This window comes from Microlunatus sp. GCM10028923 (assembly GCF_042666975.1).
Classification (GTDB): Bacteria; Actinomycetota; Actinomycetes; order Propionibacteriales; family Propionibacteriaceae; genus Microlunatus.
Genome location: NZ_JBHTFF010000013.1, coordinates 83,249 through 104,706 on the forward strand (window position 1 = coordinate 83,249; position 21,458 = coordinate 104,706).

At 69.1% G+C, this 21,458-nt stretch carries 23 protein-coding genes; 18 read left to right on the forward strand and 5 right to left on the reverse strand.

From position 1 onward, the window contains the following. Positions 1–499: 499 nt before the first annotated feature. The 4 genes from ACFQU4_RS27290 (at position 500) to ACFQU4_RS27305 (ending at position 3,642) form a co-directional block, all read left to right on the forward strand. Complete coding sequence (locus ACFQU4_RS27290; protein ID WP_377498128.1) at positions 500–991, forward strand: hypothetical protein; 492 nt, start codon at positions 500–502, stop codon at positions 989–991. A 17-nt stretch (positions 992–1,008) separates the two neighbouring features. Continuing rightward, complete coding sequence (locus tag ACFQU4_RS27295) at positions 1,009–2,241, forward strand: sensor histidine kinase (RefSeq protein WP_377498130.1); 1,233 nt, start codon at positions 1,009–1,011, stop codon at positions 2,239–2,241. Beyond that, positions 2,238–2,900 (forward strand): response regulator, encoded by a 663-nt coding sequence (locus ACFQU4_RS27300; RefSeq protein ID WP_377498132.1) that lies wholly within the window; start codon positions 2,238–2,240, stop codon positions 2,898–2,900. Before ACFQU4_RS27295 ends, ACFQU4_RS27300 begins: the two co-directional genes overlap by 4 nt. 85 nt (positions 2,901–2,985) lie before the next feature. Beyond that, entirely contained in the window at positions 2,986–3,642 is a 657-nt protein-coding gene (locus ACFQU4_RS27305) for an SDR family NAD(P)-dependent oxidoreductase (protein ID WP_377498134.1), read from the forward strand. A gap of 9 nt (positions 3,643–3,651) precedes the next feature. Here ACFQU4_RS27305 and ACFQU4_RS27310 read toward each other — a convergent pair whose 3' ends face one another. Next, a complete protein-coding gene (locus ACFQU4_RS27310; RefSeq protein ID WP_377498136.1) occupies positions 3,652–4,470 on the reverse strand; it encodes a Cof-type HAD-IIB family hydrolase in 819 nt (272 codons plus the stop codon). Further along, positions 4,467–4,769 carry a hypothetical protein gene (locus tag ACFQU4_RS27315; RefSeq protein WP_377498138.1) on the reverse strand — a complete coding sequence of 101 codons (303 nt, stop codon included), beginning with the start codon at positions 4,767–4,769 and terminating at the stop codon, positions 4,467–4,469. The genes ACFQU4_RS27310 and ACFQU4_RS27315 overlap by 4 nt, the downstream gene beginning before the upstream one ends. 94 nt (positions 4,770–4,863) lie before the next feature. Between ACFQU4_RS27315 and ACFQU4_RS27320 the strand changes: the two genes are divergently transcribed. Then, entirely contained in the window at positions 4,864–5,667 is an 804-nt protein-coding gene (locus tag ACFQU4_RS27320) for a hypothetical protein (RefSeq protein WP_377498140.1), read from the forward strand. Between the two features lie 85 nt (positions 5,668–5,752). Here ACFQU4_RS27320 and ACFQU4_RS27325 read toward each other — a convergent pair whose 3' ends face one another. Continuing rightward, the gene (locus tag ACFQU4_RS27325; RefSeq protein ID WP_377498142.1) at positions 5,753–6,778 is read right to left on the reverse strand and encodes a LacI family DNA-binding transcriptional regulator; all 1,026 of its coding nucleotides are present in this window, start codon (positions 6,776–6,778) and stop codon (positions 5,753–5,755) included. A 615-nt stretch (positions 6,779–7,393) separates the two neighbouring features. Here ACFQU4_RS27325 and ACFQU4_RS27330 point away from each other — a divergent pair. The 5 genes from ACFQU4_RS27330 to ACFQU4_RS27350 all read left to right on the forward strand — a co-directional run bounded on the left by ACFQU4_RS27330 (position 7,394) and on the right by ACFQU4_RS27350 (position 13,186). Continuing rightward, a complete protein-coding gene (locus ACFQU4_RS27330; RefSeq protein WP_377498144.1) occupies positions 7,394–8,257 on the forward strand; it encodes an ABC transporter permease in 864 nt (287 codons plus the stop codon). A 65-nt stretch (positions 8,258–8,322) separates the two neighbouring features. Further along, positions 8,323–9,195 (forward strand): carbohydrate ABC transporter permease, encoded by an 873-nt coding sequence (locus ACFQU4_RS27335; protein ID WP_377498146.1) that lies wholly within the window; start codon positions 8,323–8,325, stop codon positions 9,193–9,195. A gap of 36 nt (positions 9,196–9,231) precedes the next feature. Beyond that, positions 9,232–10,857 carry an extracellular solute-binding protein gene (locus ACFQU4_RS27340; protein WP_377498148.1) on the forward strand — a complete coding sequence of 542 codons (1,626 nt, stop codon included), beginning with the start codon at positions 9,232–9,234 and terminating at the stop codon, positions 10,855–10,857. Positions 10,858–10,937: 80 nt separating this feature from the next. Further along, complete coding sequence (locus ACFQU4_RS27345) at positions 10,938–11,990, forward strand: Gfo/Idh/MocA family protein (protein WP_377498150.1); 1,053 nt, start codon at positions 10,938–10,940, stop codon at positions 11,988–11,990. A 5-nt stretch (positions 11,991–11,995) separates the two neighbouring features. After that, positions 11,996–13,186, forward strand: coding sequence for a Gfo/Idh/MocA family protein (locus ACFQU4_RS27350; RefSeq protein ID WP_377498152.1), 1,191 nt, complete (start codon positions 11,996–11,998; stop codon positions 13,184–13,186). A gap of 70 nt (positions 13,187–13,256) precedes the next feature. Here ACFQU4_RS27350 and ACFQU4_RS27355 read toward each other — a convergent pair whose 3' ends face one another. After that, positions 13,257–14,120: a DUF4862 family protein gene (locus tag ACFQU4_RS27355; RefSeq protein WP_377498154.1), complete on the reverse strand. Its 864-nt coding sequence runs from the start codon at positions 14,118–14,120 to the stop codon at positions 13,257–13,259. A 186-nt stretch (positions 14,121–14,306) separates the two neighbouring features. Between ACFQU4_RS27355 and ACFQU4_RS27360 the strand changes: the two genes are divergently transcribed. From ACFQU4_RS27360 to ACFQU4_RS27385, 6 genes are all read left to right on the forward strand, one after another. Then, the gene (locus tag ACFQU4_RS27360) at positions 14,307–16,685 is read left to right on the forward strand and encodes a CehA/McbA family metallohydrolase (protein WP_377498156.1); all 2,379 of its coding nucleotides are present in this window, start codon (positions 14,307–14,309) and stop codon (positions 16,683–16,685) included. Next, positions 16,685–17,080: a hypothetical protein gene (locus ACFQU4_RS27365; protein WP_377498158.1), complete on the forward strand. Its 396-nt coding sequence runs from the start codon at positions 16,685–16,687 to the stop codon at positions 17,078–17,080. The genes ACFQU4_RS27360 and ACFQU4_RS27365 overlap by 1 nt, the downstream gene beginning before the upstream one ends. An 84-nt stretch (positions 17,081–17,164) precedes the next feature. Then, positions 17,165–17,728: a dihydrofolate reductase family protein gene (locus ACFQU4_RS27370; RefSeq protein WP_377498160.1), complete on the forward strand. Its 564-nt coding sequence runs from the start codon at positions 17,165–17,167 to the stop codon at positions 17,726–17,728. Between the two features lie 86 nt (positions 17,729–17,814). Continuing rightward, positions 17,815–18,141, forward strand: a complete 327-nt coding sequence (locus ACFQU4_RS27375) for a PadR family transcriptional regulator (protein ID WP_377498162.1) — start codon at positions 17,815–17,817, stop codon at positions 18,139–18,141. Continuing rightward, entirely contained in the window at positions 18,138–18,494 is a 357-nt protein-coding gene (locus ACFQU4_RS27380; protein ID WP_377498164.1) for a DUF1048 domain-containing protein, read from the forward strand. Before ACFQU4_RS27375 ends, ACFQU4_RS27380 begins: the two co-directional genes overlap by 4 nt. A gap of 1 nt (position 18,495) precedes the next feature. Continuing rightward, a complete protein-coding gene (locus ACFQU4_RS27385; RefSeq protein ID WP_377498166.1) occupies positions 18,496–18,828 on the forward strand; it encodes a DUF1048 domain-containing protein in 333 nt (110 codons plus the stop codon). 57 nt (positions 18,829–18,885) lie between these two features. On the opposite strand, the gene ACFQU4_RS27390 is transcribed toward ACFQU4_RS27385, so the two are convergent. Further along, positions 18,886–19,209: a DUF2277 domain-containing protein gene (locus tag ACFQU4_RS27390; RefSeq protein ID WP_377498168.1), complete on the reverse strand. Its 324-nt coding sequence runs from the start codon at positions 19,207–19,209 to the stop codon at positions 18,886–18,888. A 54-nt stretch (positions 19,210–19,263) separates the two neighbouring features. Here ACFQU4_RS27390 and ACFQU4_RS27395 point away from each other — a divergent pair, with 54 nt between their 5' ends. Next, positions 19,264–19,743 carry an NUDIX domain-containing protein gene (locus ACFQU4_RS27395; protein WP_377498170.1) on the forward strand — a complete coding sequence of 160 codons (480 nt, stop codon included), beginning with the start codon at positions 19,264–19,266 and terminating at the stop codon, positions 19,741–19,743. A gap of 199 nt (positions 19,744–19,942) precedes the next feature. Beyond that, entirely contained in the window at positions 19,943–21,409 is a 1,467-nt protein-coding gene (rpsA, locus tag ACFQU4_RS27400; RefSeq protein WP_377498455.1) for a 30S ribosomal protein S1, read from the forward strand. The last annotated feature ends 49 nt before the right edge of the window (positions 21,410–21,458 follow it).

The window sequence follows — 21,458 nt, forward strand, 5'->3', positions numbered from 1 at the left end:
CCGCGATGGTCTGGGTGCCGCTGCCGCCATACTGCGATGCGGCCTCCCGCCAGGCCCATCCACGTCCGCGCACCCATCCCCAAGCCCCTGGACCCCACCTCGACTTGGGCCGCAGTGCGGGGGAAACGGTCTTCAGCCGAGCGTTGATCATGATCGTTCCGCCCGCCTGACCGTGCGCTGATGCGGTTCGGTCGGTTCAGTCCACGCCTCCCGAGCGCAGCCCGTCCGCCCACTCCTATCGCTCCAGTCCGCCGCCGTTCTGGTCCGCGGCAGTTCCAGTCGGCGAGCGACTCTCCTCCGTGCTCGGGCGTCGCGCTCCTCTTCCGGAGTCGCGACCTGTGCGCCGATCGGCGGACAGGGGTGTGTCGCATCGGATTCCTTCGGAGTGCGGGGTGGAGGGATCTCCACCTGGATCTCCACCTGCGGGCGGTGGGGGATCGGGGTGGATTCTTCGAGACTCGAGACATCGAATTCCTTGATCGGAAAGGGTGTCCTCGTCATGTCGACTGTGATCTCCGTCCTCCTCGGTGTCGCGTTCTTGATCTTCATCTCGTACCGGCAGTTGCGTTGGCAGCCGGTCGATCCGCGGCGGCTGATGCTGATCCCGGTGATCCTGATCGGGCTGGCGGTGTTCAACGTGGTCCAGTCGGCCGGCGCGCTGGGGGCCCTGCAGCCCGACGCGATCGACGTGCTGAGCATCCTGCTGGAGTCGGCGGTCGCCGTGATCGGCGGTCTGGTGATGGGTCGGCTGACCCACATCGAACGGACCGGCGGAGGGGCCAGGTTCCGGCTGACCTGGCTCGGCCTCCTGGTCTGGTTCGGCTTCATCGCGTTCCGGATCGGGATGGCCGCGCTGGCCCACTCCACCGGTGCCGAGCTGGCCGCGAGCACCCCGTTGATCTACGTGATGGTGGCGATCGTCAAGGGGATCCAGGCGATCATCGTCACCCGCCGGGTGGCCCGGCTGCCGGAGCCGGTCCGAGTCGGCTGAGGGTAAGGTCGGTGGGCGTGATCGGCTCCGACAGCGTACGAGCGGACTCCCGCTGGGAGGAACCGCTCGGCACGCTGGTCCGGCTGGCGTTCGTGATCGCGATCGGGTACGCCTTCGTCGCCTCCGGCGGGCTGCTCCGCTCGGTCCCGACCATGATCGCCGGAATCGTCGGCCTGGTTGCGTCGGCCGGCTACGTGCTCGTCGAACGGTTCGCCCCGGTACGGGTGCGAGTGATCATCCTCGCGGTCGCGCTGTTCGCCGGGGCCGCGCTGTGCTACGAGATCGCGGCGATCGCCTGGGTGCTGTACGGGTTCGCCGCGTTCCATCTGATCGGCCGGCCCGCGATCCCGCTCCGGGCGGCGGTTCCGCTGGTCACCCTGGCCGGCGTGGTCATCGTCGCGGAGGCCGCGCTGCCCGGACCGGATCAGCGGGAGCCGCTCTGGACCGCCGGACTCGTGATCATGGTCGGCGTGCTGGGCTACAGCCGCCGGCAGCGGATCCTGCGCCGTCGGCAGGAGCGGGAACTGGTCGAGCGCAGCCGCCAGCTGGAGGAGCGGAGCCTCGAGGTGCTCGCCCAGACCGAGCGCACCCGGGTCGAAGCGGCCCGCGCGGCCGCGCTCGAGGAACGCAACCGGATCGCCCGCGAGGTGCACGACGTGCTCGCCCACTCGCTCGGCGGGCTGGTCGTCCAGCTCGACGCCGCGGACGCGCTGCTGGCGGACGGCCGGGACCCGGAGGGTGCGGCGGAACGGGTCCGTACCTCACGCCGGCTCGCCGTGGAGGGGCTGCGCGAGGCACGGCTCGCCGTCCGGGAACTCCGGGCCGGCGACGCGACCGCGCCGGACGCCGGTGCTGCCGACGTCGACCTGGTGGACCGGCTCAACGCCCTGGCCCGTGGTCCGGTCGGGATCCAGCTCGGCGTGGAGTTCGACGTGGTCGGGGAGCCGCGGCCGGTGCCGGAACCGGTCGCCGCCGCGTTCGCCGCGGTCTGCCGGGAGGGGCTGACCAACATCAACAAGCACGCCGCCGGGAGCCGTTCGGTGATCACGGTGATCTTCGGCGACCAGGTACGGCTCGAGTTGATCAACGCCCTGAAGCCGGATCATGATCATGAACTGGCGGGCACCGGAGGCGGACTCGGCGTACCGGGGATGCGGCAGCGGATCGCGGAGATCGGCGGCACCCTGACCGCCGGCCCGCGCGGCGACCGCTGGGTGGTGTCGGCCGAGTGGATGGAGGACAACGCATGACGGAGCCGCCGATCCGGGTGATCGTCGTCGATGATCAAGACATCGTCCGGGACGGACTGGTCACGGTCCTGTCGCTGCTGGACGGCGTCACCGTCGTCGCGGCCGGTGGCGACGGCGCGCAGGCGGTGGCGCTGGCCGCGGAGCACCGGCCCGACGTGGTGCTGATGGACCTCCGGATGCCGGTCCTCGACGGTGCCGCGGCGACCGCCCGGATCCTCGCCGAGCGGCCGGAGACGGCGGTCCTGGTGCTGACCACGTACGACGACGACGCCTCGATCGGCGACGCGCTACGCGCCGGCGCCCGCGGCTACCTGACCAAGGACGCGTCCCGGGACGACCTGGCCGCAGCCCTCCGATCGGTCGCCCGCGGTCAGGCGACCTTCGCGCCCGCCGTCACCGCCCGCCTGCTGTCCGGCTGGCAGCCCGGGGCGGCCGAGCCCGCCGCCGGCGCCGACCCGCGGCTGGCCGAGCTGACCGGACGGGAACGCGAGGTGTTCCGCCTGATCGGCGACGGGCGCAACAACGCCGAGATCGCCGACGAGCTGTACGTCAGCGTCGCCACCGTGAAGACCCACATCAACAACCTGTTCGCCAAGCTGCAGTTGCGGGACCGGGCCCAGGCCGTCCGGCTGGCCGGCCAGCTGTTTCCCGACGGCTGAGACGCCGGCCCGCCCCGGAATACAAGCCGAGGTGCTCCGGGTTGCCGAGACGGAATCACGCCCCGACTCGAAAGGCGGCCCAGCCGTGCCCGTACCCTCTGCCCTCGTGATCGGCGCCGGACCCGGGATCGGCCGGGCCGTGGCCCAACGCTTCGCCGCCGACGGCTGGGCGGTCACGGTGATCGCCCGCTCGGCCGAGACGGTGGACGAGACCACGGCCGCGGTCCGCGCCCACGGCGGCGCCGTACTCGGGCTGCGCGCGGACAGCACCGACGAGGCCGGGCTGCTGTCCGCGCTGGACCGCGCGGTCGCCACCCACGGCGTGCCGGACGTGATCATCTACAACGCCGCCCGGCTGCGGGCCGACCGAGTCGGCGAGCTGTCCTCGGCCGAGCTGCTGGCCACCCTCGACGTCAACGTGGTCGGCCTCGCCACCGCGGCAACCCACCTCGGGCCGGCGATGGCCGAGCGCGGCAGCGGCAGCATCCTGATCACCAGCGGGATGCCGGCGGTGAAGGCCGAGTACACCAGCCTGTCCCTGGGCAAGGCCGCGGCCCGGGTCTATGCCGAGCTGCTGGCCGCCGAGTACGGCCCGGCCGGGATCCACGTCGCGTCGATCATCGTCACCGACGTGGTCGAGCCGGGCACCGCGTTCGACCCGGCCAAGATCGCGGCGGTCTATCCGGAACTGCACGCCCAGCCCCGCGACCGGTGGGAGCTGACCCGCGTCTTCGACGGTTGAGCCGCCGCCTCAGCCGGCGTCGTCGAGCAATCGTTCCAAGATCATCGCGACCCCGTCGTCCTGGTTGCTCACGGTGACCTCGGTGGCTGCGGCCCGGGCCTCCGGATGGGCATTCGCCATGGCGACGCCGCGGCCGGCCCAGGCCAGCAGTTCGGCGTCGTTCGGTGCGTCGCCGAAGGCCAGCACCTCGGCGCGGTCGATGCCGAGATGATCACTGAGCTTCGCGACGGCCCAGGCTTTGTTGACCCCTTCGGCGAGGATCTCCACGAACGGGGCGCCGGAGTGGGTGACGGCGAAGCCGTCCAGGCCGAGCGCGCGGACGTCCATGATCAACTCGGCCGGAAGCCGGTCCGGATGCCGGACGATGAACTTCAGGCTCGGCTCCGCGAGGACGGCGGCCAGGTCGTGCCGGCCCATCGTCGCCGGGTCGCGTTTGTGATCTTCGAAGTGGGCCAGCTCGGCGTACCCGTCCTGGGCGATGAACACCTCGCCGCCGGACCGTACGCTCACGAACAGGACGCCGGGCAACCGTTCGGCCAGCTGGGCGGCGACCGCCTGCTGCACCGCGACGTCGACGTGGGCCTCGAACAGCACCTCGCGGGTGGTCAGGTGCTGGCACTGGGCACCGTTGCCGCCGAGCGCCCACCCGGTGAACCCAGCCTGCTCGGCGATCATCCGGATGCCCCGCGGCTGTCGGGCGGAGACCGGGACGACCTCGATCCCGGCGGCGCGTACGGCGTCCAGGGCACGCCTGGTCCGCGGGCTCACCGACAGGTCGTCGCGGAGCAGGGTGCCGTCCAGGTCGGTGGCGATCAGCCGTACGGTCACGGCAGCGGGGTCCAGCTGAAGGCCTCGCGCCACCAGTCGTCGTCGGCCGCCCAGGACCGCAGCGCGTCGAACGCCGCATCGCCGTTCGGCACGGTCGCCGACTCCTTCGGCCCGTCCGGACCTCCGGTGAGCTTGATCAACCAGCGGCCGTCGTCGCCGGCCTCGGCCTGTGCGGCCCGGCCGTCCGGTCCTTCCATGATCACGGAGCCGGTGCCGGCCGCGAGCAACGGCCGCAGGGCCTCCGGTGTGATCTCCTCGATGACCCGGCCGTCACCCGTCGTCGCCCGAAAGTTCGCCATGGCCCCATCCTGTCCGATGCGGTACGCGAGCCCACGGCTGGCCCGCCCGAAAAGGGGTTCGCGGCGACCGCGGCCGTACGGAAGGCTGGGCCGGGTGACTCTGCGCGAGGTGCTCGGCATCGCGGTCGACGACGCCCTGGTCCGGCGCTGGCGGGACTGGTTCGCGCCCGCTCGGCAGGCCTTCCCGCTCGACCTGGCCGACCCGAAGGTCGCGGGCGACCTGCCGGTGCAGAAGGGAGAGCCGACCGCCGAGTGGCGGGACACGTTCTTCCTGTACGGCGGCAGCTGGACCTGGTTCGACGAGACGGAGTTCGCGGCGCTGCCCGGCCGGAGCCGACGAGCCCTGCTGGCGGCCCGGCGCCGGACGATGCGGCCGAAGTCCGCCCGGCTGCTGTGGCCGACGGAACTCGCCCGGGAGGGCGACGAGCCGATGTTCCGGTGGATCGAGGCGGGCGTCCGGCCGAGCAGCCACGAGGCGGTGCCGGCCGACGTCTGGCGCGCGGCCCGCCGGCTGCTGCCCGAGGCGGAACGGCTGGCCGGCACCTTCGAGGCGGCCGGCTCCGGGCCGAACTGCTTCGGCAACGTCCTCGCCGCGGCCGGGGTGCCCGGCACCGAGACCGTACGGGTCGTCCGGGAGCCGTTCCAGGCCTGGCTGGACGAGGCGACCGAACCGGTGCGGGGGACCGGTCATGATCACGAACCGGGCACCGTCCTGGTCTGGACCGAGAACGGCGAACTCGGCCACGCCGTGGTGACCCTCGGCGACGGCTGGGTGATCAACAAGCCGTCCCAGTCCTGGTCCAGCCCACGCCTGGTCTGGACCGTGACCGACGCCGTCCACTCCTGGCGCTTCCCGGGCACCAGGCTGCACCGGTACAAGATCAAATCCGCCGCCTGATCCCGACCCGCCTCCCGTCCCTGCTTCTCATCGACTGGGCACTCGTGCAGCGACACGCCGCAGAAACGCCTGCTTTTGTGCCGAGTCAGCGGGGTTGGGGTGGTGCGGGTGGGGGTGGGGCGGTGGATTCGCGGTACATGATCCTGTTGATCGTGTTGGTGGTCGGCTGGGGCGCGGGTTCGCCGCGGATCTCGGCGAGCAGCCTGCGGATCCCGTCGCGGCCCTGGGCCTCCCGGTCCACCGCGACGGTGGACAGTGACGGGGTGGTGAAGCGGGCGATCTCGAGGTCGTCCCAGCCGAACACACTGAGATCGCGCGGCACCTCCCAGCCGCGGGACCGGGCGCCGCGGATCACGCCCATCGCGACGACGTCGTTGCCCGCGACGACGGCGGTCACACCGCAGTCGTCCGGGAGGCCGGTGATCCCGTCGAACCCCGACTGCGCGGACCAGTTGCCGTCGTGGACGCCGACCGAGCGCAGGCCCATCCGCTCGATGGTCTCGAGATAGACGCGCTTCCGGTTCCGCGCCGAGGCGAAGGTCGACGGTCCGGCCACGTGGAAGAAGACCCGGTGGCCGAGCCCCGCGAGATGTTCGATGATCTCCCGGATCTCGGTCGCGTCGGCGAGCTCGCCCAGGCCGCGGAGGTTGTCGTCGTAGGTGCCGGTGGCCACGATCGGCACCTCGGAGGAGGCCCGGCCGCGCACGTCGATCGAGGAGATGGACAGGATGCCTTCGACCTGACCCGACCGGGCCAGGTCGAGGATCCTGGCCGAGCGGGCCCGCACACTGCCTTCGACGCTGACCATCTCGACCTGGTACCCGGCCTGGTGTGCGGTCTCGGATGCCGCCGCCAGCAGCCGGCCCGGGAAGTGGTTCGGGCCGGAGGGGAGCACGATCGCGAGCCGGTTCGTCCGCCGGGTCCGCATCGAGCGGGCCACCAGGTTCGGCCGGTAGTCCAGTGCCTTCACGGCGAAGTCCACCTTGACCCGGGTGGTCGGCTTCAGGCTCTCCTTGTCCGCCAGGTACCGGGAGACCGTCGTGTGGGAGACGCCGGCGAGCCGGGCCACCTGATGGATCGTCGCCGGCCTATTCAGCCCTGAAGCCGCCACAGTGTCCTCCTCGTGCCACCCGCATGCCGAGCCACAGTATCACTGGGTGGACAGGAGTTCTGTCGATTATGCGGAACCAACGGCGTCATTCGTTGAGAATCTTTCGCCCTATCCGTGACCCAGAAAGTGATCGATCCACCGATCGTACGAGAATCCGAAGAAATTCGACATCGCGTACGGGAAATGCACGCACAGATTCCGGACCGGCCGACCGGACCAGTCCGCGGACTGGCCTCATCAACCCTCGGACCGCGGACTCGGACCGCCGGTCGGCGGCCTCTTGAGTGGCCTCGGAACGTCGTTGGAGCCCTTTGTTGTCATGGGTTTCCGGGCGTGAACCCAGGGTTAGGACACCGGTCCGCAACGATCCATGGCAAACCATGGCAACCGTTGGCCACAGCCTTGACGCACCGGTCCGGCCACGATTAGCCTCCCGGTCAGAAAGTGGATCGATCACTTTTTGCCGGCCGACCCAAAGGAGCGTTCGTGACCGAGGTCGATCTCGCCCGTCCGGCCCGTCGAACACGCGGGCCGGAGGCGATAGCGGAACCCCCGCATCAAATACGGAGACTCTCCGTCTTCACGCGATTACGGCGCGACTATCCGGTTCTGCTGTTGGCGATTCCGGGAATGTTGATCATTCTGGCGTTCCAGTACTACCCCTTGTGGGGCAATGTCATCGCCTTCCAGGACTACCAGCCCTACCTCGGCGTCGAGCAGAGTCTCTGGGTCGGTTTCGAGAACTTCAAGATCATCGCCAGTGGCGACCCGGCGTTCCTGAACGCGGTCCAGAACACGCTGATCCTGACCGCGATCCAGACCGTGATCGTGTTCCCGGCGCCCATCGTCGTGGCGCTGGTCCTGCACAGCCTGCTCTCCAACCGGCTCCGCCAGTTGGTGCAGAGCATCATCTACGTACCGCACTTCATGTCGTGGGTGATCGTGGTCGCGGTCTTCCAGCAGGTGTTGGGCGGCACCGGCATGATCAACAACTGGTTGCGGATGAACGGCCTCGAGGCGATCAACATCATCGGGAACGTCGAGGCGTTCCGGGCACTGCTGACCTCGCAGGTGATGTGGAAGGACACCGGGTGGGCGACCATCCTGTTCCTCGCCGTGCTGTCCCAGATCGACCGTTCGCTGTACGAGGCGTCGGCGGTGGACGGGGCGGGTCGCTGGCGGCAGACCTGGCACGTCACGCTGCCCGGCCTGAAACCGATCATCATCCTGCTGTTGATCTTGAAGCTGGGTGACTCGCTGACGGTCGGCTTCGAGCAGATCATCCTGCAGCAGTCGGCGGTCGGGGTGGATGCGAGTGAGGTCCTCGATACGTACGTCTACAACAACGGGATCATCGGCGGGAACTGGGGCGTCTCGGCCGCGGTCGGCCTGGTGAAGAGCGTGGTCGCGCTGACCCTGGTCCTGCTGGCCAACAAGATCGCGCACAAGTTCGGCGAAGAGGGGGTGTACAAGGGATGAGCCAGCTCACTGCTGCACGGCCCGCTCGTGCACAAGGGAAACGACGTCAGGTGCTCGTCGGCGGCATGGTGATGCCGCGGATGCCCGAGCGGGTGATCAAGGCGATCTTCCTCTTCGTGATCTGTGGCCTGGTCGTGTTCCCGTTCATCGGGGTGATCTCGACCAGCCTGGCCAAGCCGGAGGAGGTGGTCGGCTCCGGCGGCTTCGTCCTCTTCCCGACCCAGGGGATCGACCTGTCGGCGTACCGGTCGATCTTCGCCGGCGGCACGGTGACCCAGGCGCTGCTGGTCAGCACCTTCATCACGACGGTCGGCACCGCGATCGCGCTGCTGCTCACCTGCACCCTCGGCTGGGCGCTGAGCCGGCGCGGGACGATCGGCAACAAGGCACTGCTGCTGCTGGTCCTGGTCAGCCTGCTGTTCAATCCGGGCCTGATCCCGATGTACCTCACCGTTCAGCAGTTCGGCCTGCTGGACACCTTGTGGGCGGTCATCGTGCCGACCTGTGTGAGTGCGTTCAACGTGATCGTCGTCCGGGCGTTCTTCGTCGGTCTGCCGGGCGAGGTCATCGACTCGGCACGCATCGACGGCGCGACGGAGTGGAAACTGTTCTGGCACATCGGCCTGCCGCTGTCGAAGGCCGTGGTGGCGGTGATCGGCCTCTTCTATGGCGTCGGTTACTGGAACAGCTTCTTCAGCGCCCTGCTCTATCTCGACGACAGCAGCCTGTGGCCGCTGCAGTTGGTGCTGCGCACCTATGTCGTCAACGGGGTCGAGATCGGCGGTCAGGACCTCGGCGTCGGGCAGGAGATCCTGCCCCCGCAGACCTCGATCCAAATGGCCATTCTGATGATTTCGATCATTCCGATCCTGTGCGTGTACCCGTTCATCCAGCGCCACTTCGCCAAGGGTGTGTTGACCGGAGCCGTGAAGGGCTGAATGCCCTCGCTCATAGAACCGAAAGGCAAAGAGACAATGAAGACTCCTGATTCACGGCTGAGCCGCCGGGCGATCCTCGCCGGCGGCGCGGCGCTCGGCATGGCCGGCGTCGTCGGCTGCTCGAACGAGGGCCGCGGCGGCGCCACCGGCAACAACGACGAGGCGACGCGGACCCAGGTCCGGCCCGTCTACGTCCCGTACGAGGGCGTGAAGCCGGACCTCTCCGGCGCCGAGTTCAACATCCCGAACGCATTCCTGAAGTACCCGGAGGCCCCGGTCGACGCGATCACGGAACCGCCGGGCGACGGCAAGCCGATCTCGGTGACCACGTACACGAACACGCCGATCCCGCCCAAGCTGGAGCAGAACACGTTCTGGCAGGAGCTGAACAAGCAGGCCGGCTCGCCGATCACGGTGAGCCTCACCCCGTCGGTCGACTACACCCAGAAGTTCGCCACCGCGGTGGCCGGGAACAAGCTCGGCGACATCTTCATGGTGGGCGGCATTCCGCAGGTCCCGCAGATGCTGGCGGCGAAGGCGGTCGACCTCACGCCGCACCTGTCCGGCGACAACATCAAGAAGTACCCGTTCCTGGCGAACCTGCCCGAGGCCGGCTGGAACTCCTGCATCTTCGGCGGCAAGATCTACGCGATTCCGATTCCGCGCGGCGCGATCAGTTCCAGTGTTCTCTACAGCCGCGAGGACATGCTGGAGGCCCAGGGGCTGAAGGCCGAGGTCAAGAGTTCCGACGACTTCATCGAACTGTGCAAGTCGCTGAGCGACAAGCGGAAGAACCGGTTCGCCCTGGCGACCGCGCCGACGCAGTACGTCCGGAACATGTTCGCGATGCCCAACGGCTGGGCCGAAGAGGGCGGCAAGCTGGTCAACTTCCGCGAGCACGAGGCGCACGAGGCCGTGTTCGAGATCTTGAACCAGCTCTGGAAGGCGGGCTACATCCATCCGGATGCCTACTCGGGTCAGAACCAGGACATGAAGGTCCGGTTCAACAACGGCTCCAGCCCGCTGGTGCTGGACACCTTCAGCGGTTGGCAGACGTACCTGCAGACCAGGGTCCAGGAGGACACCCGGATCGCGATCATCCCGCCGCCGAAGGCCGACGGCTCCGGCGTCGGCGCGACCTGGCTCGGCGGGCACGTCATCGGCACCGTGGCGGTCAACAAGAACGCCGAGGACCGGATCGAGACCATCCTGGCGTACCTGAACTTCCTGGCCGCGCCGTTCGGCACCCAGGAGTACCTGTTCCGCAAGTACGGCCTCGAAGGCGTGCACCACAAGATGGAAGACGGCAAGCCGGTGCTGAACGACAAGGGCTTCAGCGAGACCCAGCTGGGCCTGTCCTACCAGGCCGACGGGCCGTGGACGATCTTCCTCCCCGAGGATCAGGAGAGCACCGAGTCCTGCTTCAACGCGATGAAGGAGATCATCCCGAACGCCCTCGACAACCCGGTCACCGGCATGTATTCGGAGACCGATCGCCGCAAGGGCCCGCAGATCAACGAGGCGCTCGACGACGTCGCGGAGGACATCATCACCGGCCGCAAGCCGATCTCCGCATGGGCGTCGGCCGTCAAGAAGTGGAAGACTGATGGCGGTGATCAGATTGCGGAGGAGTTCACCAAGGCACTCGCCGAATCCCGCTGACGTACAAGATCACGCATCATCGTGACCGGACCGCCCCTCCGTCCGTGGAGGGGCGCGTCCCTTTTGATTGAGAGGAATCCATGACCACCCCGCAGCCCGTACGGTTCGCCGCCGTCGGACTTGATCATGCTCACATCTTCGGTCAGATCGCCGGCCTGATCCGGGCCGGTGCCGAGTTCGTCGCGATGGCGACGGACGATCCGGACGCAGCGATCGCCACCAAGGTCCGGGAGGTCCACCCGGACGTCGAGGTGGCCGACGATCCCGACGAGCTGGCCGTCCGGGACGGCATCGACCTGGTCGTCACGGCCGCGGTGCCGGACCGGCGCGGGCCGATCGCCGTCGCGGCGCTCCGGGCCGGCAAGGACGTGGTCGCCGACAAGCCGGGCTGCGTATCTCTTGATCAACTCGCCGAGATCGAGAAGGCGGTCGCCGAGACCGGCCGGTTCTGGTCGGTGACGTTCTCGGAGCGGTTCGAGGTCAAGTGCGTGATCAAGGCCGGCGAGCTGGTCCGGGAGGGCCGGATCGGCACGGTCGTGCAGACCCTCGGGCTCGGCCCGCACCGGGTCGGCGACCGCGGCCACCTCGGCGACGGCAAGGGCCGGCCGGACTGGTTCTTCGACAACCAGCGCTACGGCGGCATCATCGCCGACATCGCCTCGCACCAGATCGACCAGTTCCTCTGGTTCACCGGCTCGGAGACGGCCGAGGTCGTCGCCAGCACGGTCGGCAACTTCGCCAACCCGGACACGCCCGGCCTGCAGGACTTCGGGGAGGTGCTGCTGCGCAGCGAGAACGCGCAGGGCTACGTCCGGGTCGACTGGTACACCCCGGCGGGGTTGCCGACCTGGGGCGACGGGCGGCTGATGGTGCTCGGCACCCAGGGCTACATCGAGATGCGCAAGTACATCGACCTGGAGGGCCGGGAGGGTGGCAACCACCTGTTCCTGGTCGATCAGGAGGGCACCCACTACATCGACTGCAGCGACGTCGTGCTGCCGTACTACCCGGCCCTGGTCCAGGACGTACGGGAGCGGACCACGACGGCCGCGCCGCAGCAGCACACGTTCGAGACGATGCGGCTGGCGTTGACCGCCCAGCAGAACGCCACGGTTCGGGGCGCGGCGCGGTGAATACAGTGCAGAAAGGGAATGATCGGAAACTGAAGGTCGCCGTCGTCGGCTGCGGCGGGATCAGCCGCCGGCATCTGGAGGGGTACGCCGACTCCGGCCGGACCGAGCTGGTCGGGGTCGCCGACATCGTGCCCGAACGGGCCGAGGCGGCGGCGGAGAAGTTCGGGTCGAAGCCGTACGGGAACGTCACCGAGCTGCTGTCGGCGCAGCAGCCGGAGCTGGTCTCGGTGTCGACTCCACCCGGCAGCCATGCCGAGATCGCGATCGAGGTGCTCCGCGCGGGCGCCTCGGTGTTGATCGAGAAGCCGCCGGTGCTGTCGCTGGCCGAGTTGGACGCGATCGCCGAGGCGGAGCAGGCGAGCGACGGCTCCGCGTACGTGATCTTCCAGCACCGGCACGGTTCCGGCGCGCTCCGGGCGGCCGATCTGCTGGCCAGCGGCGCGCTCGGCGCCCCGCAGGTCGCGGTTTGCGAGACGCTCTGGTACCGGCCGCGCAGCTACTTCGATCCGGACTGGCGCGGCACCTGGGTGGGCGAGGGCGGCGGCCCGACGCTCGGCCACGGGATCCACCAGATCGACCTGCTGCTGCACCTGCTCGGGCCGTGGAAGACGATCACCGCGACGGCCGTCCGGCTGGACCGGCCGGTGCAGTTCGAGGACGTGTCACTGGCCACGGTGATCTTCGAGAGCGGTGCCGTCGCGACCGTGATCAACAGCCTGCTGTCGCCACGCGAGCTGAGCCGGATCCGGATCGACACGACCGGCGGCTCCCTCGAAGTCGATCATGTGTACGGCTACAAGGACGCCGACTGGACCTTCCACCCGGCACCCGACGCAGGCCGGGCCGCCAAGCTCGGGGCCGATCCCGGCGTCCGCACCGCGACCGGCGACCTGGCCGCCGCGGGCGCCGCCGATGATCATGACACCGATCCGTGGGCCGCCTCCACCGGGACCGAGGTGCCGAGCAGCCACAAGGCCCAGTTGAACCGCGTGATCGACGACCTGCTCGCCGGGCGCACCCACGACACCACGCTGGCCAGCACCCGGCCGACGATGGAGTTCGTCACCGCGCTCTACGCCTCGTCGATCACCGGCGGCCCGGTGAACCGGGCCGACCTGACCCCGGGACACCCGTACTACCCGGCCCTGCACGGCAACGTCTCACAGGAGGAGATCGACGCGTCGATGGCGATCTGACGTCTACGAACGGGAGCCGCCCGTTGTCCGTTACTCCTTGGACATGCGGGCGGCTCCCACGTTCGGTTCGTCAGGCAGACGTGATCACCAGGTGCAGCGCCTCGAGTACGGACTCGGCTCGCTGCTTCGGGCTGCGGTCCGCCGTGCCCGCGCGCACCTTGGCGCCGAGGAGGACGTCCGGCCTGCCCGCAGCCCGAGTGCGCGCGATGTGCTCGGCGGTGAGCAGCGAGGCCGGTTCGATCGGCGCCGGCGGCAGGTGCGCGTCGACCCAAGCGGAATGACCGTTGAGCGGCACATCGGCGACCCCGGAGAAGATCAGTCCCGACAAGAGCTCACCCGCCTCTCTCACGTGGGCCACGGCGCCCTCCGGGCTCCGCGTCTCGATCACCGACCTGGCCCAGTTGATCACGACGCCGAGCCCGAGGTCCCGCGCGACCGACAACTCGTCGGCCAACGCCAGGAATCCCTTCTCCGGTTCGTGTCCGGCCATGACCGCGTCGCAGTGTTCCAGGAGGATCGCCGCCCCGGACCAGTCCCAGTCCGCGATCTCCGACAACGACTCCGCCAGGGCCTCGGGGGTGCCCGTCCGGGACGGGGCCGACTGGAGTTCGATCGCGGCCACGGTCAGGCCCGATCGTTCGATCGCGTCCCGAATCGATCGTGTCACCGCGACGGCCTCGCGGCGTCCGGCCGGATCGGTGGACGCGAGTCCGTAGGCCGGGTCGTTGCGGCTCCGGATCCCGGTGACGGGCGCGGCGGTCACGACGTGTCGCCACTCGGTCGGCAACGCGCCGGCCAGCCACCGCTCCTCGTCATCGATGAACGGCAGTTCGAGGCCGCCGATCAGGTCAGACTCTGTCAGGCGGCTCAGGAACGCGGCTTGGTCGGCGGATTCGGGCGGGGCGGCGGGATACGCACCGGCAATCAGTCGCATCGCGCCAGGATAGATGGAACAGGATTTCATATTTCGCCCAGGCACCGAGTTCCCTCGTGCGCGAAGCTGTGGGCCGACCCCGGGCCGCCGGGGACGATCATGATACGGACGACCCGAAACCCGCTCGCCGTCCGGTGATCGGCGCACGTAGCATCGGTCGAGACGCAGCCTTGCGAGGGGAGCACCGTGACGCTCGACCACACCGACCAACTGGCGACGACCAACCCGGCAGCGCAGCCGATCCTCAGTTCCGCGACGCGGGCCTTGGACCGGCTGGCCGAGCTCGGTGAACCCGTCGATCCAACGCTTCGCGAGGCGGTGAGCGCGCTGGCCGACCGGCCGGACGCCGACCTCGCCGACGAACTGCGGCGGCTGCTCGCGCCGCACCTGCTGCTCGAACTCACCGTGGGCCGGCACGGTCCGGAGACCCTGGTCCAGCACGGTGATCCGGCGCGCGTGGTGCAGGGCGGCTGGAACAGTTTCCTGCTCTGTGCGGTGAATCCGGGCGGGCTGGAGGCCGCGTTCTCGGTGTCCGGCGGCGGCAGCGACGTGACCCGGGCGGGCGGGATGGTCACCCGGCCGTACCTGCCGGACCGGATCGAGCACGCCGCGACGATCCGCGACAAGTGGTGGTACGAGCTCAAGCTGGACGGTCCGGGCACCCTGACCGGCCGCGAGCTGGAATTCTTCGTGATCAGCCTGTACAGCCGCGACGCCGGCCGCCGCGCCGCACCGATCAGCGTCTCCCGGACCGGCCGGCCGACCGACGGCAACGCCGGGGACAGCTGGACCCAGACCCAGCGGCGCCGGCTCTCCACGGTCGGCTCGGCGTCCGTCGACCTCGAGCTCGACGCGGCGCCGGCGCACGACGTCGTGCTGGACCTGCGCGATGCCGACGGCCGGACCTGCGTCGCCTCGATCATCACGAAGGACGACCTGGGCCGGGTCTATCCGAGCCGCGGGCTGCGGCTGGCCCCGGACATGTTTTTCCAGGACCAGGTGTACCGCTCGACCGGCGAGATCCTGCGGCTGCCCGCGGGGGAGTACGCGGTCACGGCCTGGCGCGGCCCCGAGTACCGGCCGGTGACGACCCGGTTCACCGTCGATCCGGCGGGTCCGGCGCAGCTCTCCGTACAGCTGGATCGGTGGATCGACCCGTCGACCCGCGGCTACTACTCGGGCGACCCGCACATCCACGGCGGCGGCTGCTCGCACTACAGCCAGCCGACCGAGGGCGTGTCGCCGGAGACCATGATCAGGCACGCCCGCGGCGAGGCCATCTGGGTGTCCAGCGTGCTCACCTGGGGGCCTTGCTACTACTACCAGAAGCAGTTCTTCACCGGCCGCAGCATCAGCCCGCCGGCGATCTTGGAACACCCGTCGCACCAGGAGGCGAACGGCGTCACCTGGCAGCCGCAGCCCACCCAGACCGACGGCGAGAGCGTGCTCCGCTACGACGTCGAGATCTCCGGCTTCCCGTCCAGCCACTCGGGCCATTTGATCTTGCTCGGACTGACCGACCAGGACTATCCGGGGACGTCGGTGCTGGAGGACTGGCCGTCCTGGAATCTGCCGATCCACCAGTGGGCGCAGGCGCAGGGCGCGTTCACCGGGTTCGCCCACTGCGGGCTCGGCATGGCGACTCCGTCCCGGGACCTGCCCAACTTCGACCTGCCGCCGTTCTCCTCGATCGGCTCCAACGAGCTCGTGGTCGACGTCCCGCACGGGGCGGCGGACTTCATCGCCGGCGCCGAGTTCGGGCTCGCGGCCGAGATGAACGTCTGGTACCACCTGCTCAACACCGGCTTCCGGACGCTGATGCTCGGCGAGACCGACTTCCCCTGCGTCTCCGACGAGCGTCCCGGCATCGGCCGCACGTACGTCTCGCTGCCGGAACCGCCGGCCGGCGACCGCGCGCTGGAGGCCTGGATCGACGGCCTGCGGACCCGCTCCTCGTACTTCGGGGACGGGCGGAGCCACGCCTTCGACGTGGCCCTGGACGGCGACCAGTCCCGGGAACAGCGGCGGGCCGCCGCCGGGCCGGTCCGGCTGACCGCGACCGTCGCCGCGCTGCTGCCCGAGCAGCGGCCGGAACCGAGCGTGCCCGACTTCGACTACGACCTCGCGCCGGCCGAACTCACCGTGCCGAGCGACGGTTCCTCGGACTGGGACGCGTCGGCCTGGCACCTGGAATGGGCCCGGATCGGCGACACCCGCACCGTCGCCGTCGAGGCCGTCGTCAACGGACAGGCCGTCGCGCGGCAGGAGATCGTCGCCGACGGGAGCGAGCAGGAGGTGAGCTTCGACCTCGACCTGGAGCGCTCGTCCTGGGTGGCGTTGCGGCTGTTGCCGAGCCTGCACACCTCGCCGGTCTTCGTCGAGATCGGCGGCCGGCCGATCCGCGCCTCGCGCCGGAGTGCGCAGTGGCTGCACGACTGCGTGGACCAGCTGTGGGAGGTCAAGCACGGCTTCATCCGGCCGGCCGAGCGGCCGGCGGCACGGTTCGCCTACGACCAGGCGCAGGCCGTCTATGCCGCGCGCCGCGACGAGAGCGAGGTCGACTGATGTCCTGCGAACCGGGCTGTTCCTGCTGTACGCCGGCCGTCGATGACGCCGCGTTCGTGGTGACGATCAACCCCGAGGGCCGGGTGGAGGCGGCGCGGACCGAGCTCGCCGTTGCGCCGGTCCGGCCGGGGGAGTGGGCCGAGATCGATGTCGCCGTGCTCAACCAGGGGTACGTGACCGGCCCGCTGCAGCTGCGCTGGTCCCGGCTGCCCGGCGTCGAGGTCGACGCTCCGGACACCGAGCTGACCGGAGCGGCCCGGCAGGACACCCGGTTCCGGGTCCGGCTCGCCGACCGCGGCGCCGCCGACGTCACCTTCCGTTTCTGGGCCCTCGGCGCCCTCGGCGGCCTGGCCAACAAGAACACCGCGCAGCTTTACGTACGCACTGCTTCCTGACGATGTCGAAAGCCGCGTGGCGGCTCCGTTCCAGGTGCAGAGACGGCCGGAGTGGCCGGATCTCACCGCAACGGAAGGATCGTCATGCGCAAGCTCGTCGTACAGCAGTGGGTCACCGTCGACAACATCGCCGCCGAGGAGGACGGCGGCCTCAGCTTCGTCGACGTGGAACCCTTCTCCGAGACCACCGACCCCGCGTACAAGGCCGCCATGATGGGGCTGATCGACTCGGTCGACACCTTGATCCTCGGGGCGCGGACCTACGCCCAGTCCACCGGCTGGGCGGACGCCGAGGGCCAGGGTGAGTACGGGGAGAAGCTCAACAACCTCACCAAGTACGTCGCCTCGACGACCCTGACCGAGGCACCCTGGGGCGACTTCCCTGCCGCGACCGTGACCCGCGACCCGATCACCACCGTGCGGGACCTGAAGGAGCAGAACGGCCAGGATCTCTGGCTGTGGGGGAGTCTGGACTTGATGCAGGCGCTGCTGGCCGCCGGCGCCGTCGACGAGATCCGGCTGCTCGTCTGCCCGACCTCGCGCGGCAAGGGGCGGCGTGTGTTCGAGGACCGGCAGGACCTGAAGCTGATCCAGGCGACCGGGTTCTCGAACGGCGTACTCCTGCTGCGCTACGCGATCATCCGGTGAGGCCGCCCCGCTCCTTCCGACCGCTACTCGGTGTTACTGTATAGTGGTACTTGGTAACACTCAGTACCGAGGTGTAGGTGGTGGGGATGGACGACCTGACGGAGTTGCTCAAGGGCACCCTGGAGGGCTGCGTGCTCGAGATCATCAGCGGCGAGGAGACGTACGGCTACGCGATCACGCGCCGGCTGAACGAGCTCGGCTTCCCTGATGTGGTCGAGGGGACGGTCTACACGATCTTGGTCCGGCTGGAGCGGAACGGGCTCGTGCGAGTGACGAAACGGCCGTCCGAGCAGGGCCCGCCGCGCAAGTTCTATGCGCTCAACGCTGCGGGCCGAGCCGAACTCGCGACCTTCTGGGCCAAATGGGACTACCTCACCTCGCGCATCGACAAGCTCAAGGAGGGTGGCAGATGAACTTCTGGGAAACGATCACCGGCAGCGATCTGACCAGGGAATGGAAGGCGTTCGAAGCCCGGGCGGCGGCGCTGCCGGTCGACCACAAGGAGGCCTGGGACGAACTCAAGTTCAGTCTCGCGGTCCCGGGGGATTTCTCGGGGCGCAAGCTGATGCCGATCCTGGACGGCGTCCTCGGCCTGCTCGAGGAGGCGGCGGCCGAAGGGCAGAGCGCCCGCGACGTGCTGGGCGACGACCTGGCCGGCTTCGGCGCGGCCCTGACCGGCGGCCAGGGGAGCCGGACCTACCGGGATCGCTGGCGGGAGCAGCTGAACCGCAACGTCGCCCGCAAACTCGAACGGCTCGGAGGCTGACATGGGAATCCACGACATCATCGAGGGCAAGAAGCAGTGGCGGGCCCACCTGGCCCGGGTCAAGGCACTCCCGCCGGACTACCGGATCGTCTACCAGGAGCTGCAGCGCTACCTGTTCAAGGTCGGCCCGGTCTCGCTCACCGAAGGCAACCTGCTCGCGGAACTCGTCGACTTCTTCGAGGAGGGCGTCGCGGCCGGCAAGGGTGTCCTCGAGCTCACCGGCAAGGACGTCGCCGCGTTCTGCGACGAGTTGATCAAGGACACGCCCACCTACGCCGACCAGTACCAGGAAGCCGCCGGCACCCGCCCGCCAGCTTCGCCGAGTGGACGCTAAGGGCAACTCCCGCGCGATTTCGCTGCCCTTGGCGTCCAATCGATGCGAGCTGCGGGATCAGTGCGTGTGCGCGATCCCGAGTTCGTGCATCCGCTCGTGCTCCTCGCGCTCCTTCATCCGTTGCGCGATCCGGGCCTGAACCTCGGGGCGGCGCAGCGGCGGCACGTTCTTCGGCGGCTGTCGGCGCTCCGGCAGGGAGCCGAGCAGTCGCGTCACGATGCCGGCGATCTCGTCGGTGGCCTGCTCCACCTGGTCCCGGGTGGCGTCGGTCACCTTCGTGACGCCGGTGACCTTGCGGACGAACTGGAGGGCGGCGGCGGTGATCTCCTCGTCCGTGGCGGGCGGCTCGAGTCCACGCAGTGTGGTGATGTTTCGGCACATGCTCCGAACCTACCTGCGGGCGATGACACCCGGCACCCACTTACACTCGGGCCGGTGAGCGGGGAACGGCTGGACCGGGCGACCTTCCTGGCGACGCTGCCGCGGCGCCGGATCGGGGCCGGTGCGCTGTTCCGGGACGAGGCGGGCCGGGTGCTGCTGGTGGAGCCGACCTACCGGCCGGACTGGCTGCTGCCGGGCGGGACGGTGGAGGCCCACGAGGCTCCGGCGGAGGCCTGTCGGCGCGAGGTGCTGGAGGAGCTGGGGCTGGATCGTCCGATCGGCCGGCTGCTGGTGATCAACTCCAACCGGCCGGAGCCGCCGACGGATCCGTACGGCTCACTGCAGTTCGGCTACGACGGCGGCGTCCTGACCGAGCAGGAGCTCGCGGCGATCCGGTTGCCGGCCGACGAACTGAGGTCGTACGCACTCGTCGAGGTGGACCGGATCGGTGATTATCTCGGACCGCGAAGCCGCCGGCTGGTCACCGCCGGGCTGGCCGCGGTGGCCGACGGCACGTTGCACGAGCTCGGCTGACGTGGACCTCAAATTGACCCTGCTTTGCCCGCGGCGATAGGCTGTCGTGTCGCTGTGGCCTGCGCGACCTCGGACGGAGTGGGTCACGCTCGTACACCCTGGGCAGCTGGCAGCAGGTCAAGGTTCTCGGCGGAACGGATTGTACGGAAGGGCCGCAGCAACCCGAATTTCTAGTCCAGCCATATCGGAGCCCTACTACATGACGTCCTCCCTAGAAGCGCCGCCGCAGGTTGCGGTAGACGACTTCAGTTCGCCGGAAGCCTTCCTCGAGGCTATCGACGCAACAATCAAGTACTTCAACGACGGCGACATTGTCACTGGAACCGTCGTCAAGGTCGACCGTGACGAGGTCCTGCTCGACATCGGTTACAAGACCGAAGGGGTCATCCCCTCCAAGGAACTCTCGATCAAGCACGATGTCGATCCTCACGACGTGGTCAGCGTCGGCGACGAGGTCGAGGCCCTGGTCCAGCAGAAAGAGGACAAAGAGGGCCGGCTGATCCTGTCCAAGAAGCGGGCTCAGTACGAGCGCGCCTGGGGCACGATCGAGAAGATCAAGGACGAGGACGGCGTGGTCACCGGTCAGGTGATCGAGGTCGTCAAGGGTGGCCTGATCCTCGACATCGGTCTGCGCGGCTTCCTGCCGGCCTCCCTGGTGGAGATGCGTCGGGTCCGGGACCTCCAGCCGTACGTCGGCCAGGAGCTCGAGGCGAAGATCATCGAGCTGGACAAGAACCGCAACAACGTCGTGCTGTCTCGCCGGGCCTGGCTCGAGCAGACCCAGTCCGAGGTGCGGCAGTCCTTCCTCACCCAGCTGCAGAAGGGCCAGATCCGCAAGGGTGTTGTGTCCTCGATCGTCAACTTCGGCGCGTTCGTCGATCTCGGCGGCGTGGACGGCCTGGTGCACGTGTCCGAGCTGTCCTGGAAGCACATCGATCACCCCTCCGAGGTGGTCGAGGTCGGCCAGGAGGTCACGGTCGAGGTGCTGTCGGTCGAGATGGACCGCGAGCGCGTCTCGCTGTCTCTGAAGGCGACCCAGGAAGATCCGTGGCAGGCGTTCGCGCGGCTGCACCAGATCGGTCAGATCGTTCCGGGCAAGGTCACCAAGCTGGTGCCGTTCGGTGCGTTCGTCCGGGTCGAGGACGGCATCGAGGGCCTGGTCCACGTCTCCGAGCTGGCCGAGCGCCACGTGGAGATCCCGGAGCAGGTCGTCCAGGTCAGCGACGACGTGATGGTCAAGATCATCGACATCGACCTGGAGCGTCGCCGGATCTCGCTGTCGCTCAAGCAGGCCAACGAGAGCGTCGACGTCAGCTCGGACGAGTTCGACCCGGCCCTCTACGGCATGACGGCGAACTACGACGATCAGGGCAACTACATCTACCCCGACGGCTTCGATCCGGAGACGGGCGAGTGGCTCGAAGGGTACGAGGAGCAGCAGGCGGCCTGGGAGCAGCAGTACGCCGAGGCTCATGCCCGCTGGGAGGCGCACAAGAAGCAGGTGGCCGAGGCCGAGAACGGCGACGTTGTCGCGCCGCCGCCGTCCGCTTCGTACTCGAGCAGCACCAGTGGCTCCGCTCCGACCCCCGCCGCGCCGGAAGGCTCGCTGGCTTCGGACGAGGCGCTGCAGGCACTGCGCGAGAAGTTGACCGGCAGCAGTAACTGATCACCACGAACGGCCCCGGACGCGATAGCGTCCGGGGCCGTTTCGTCTT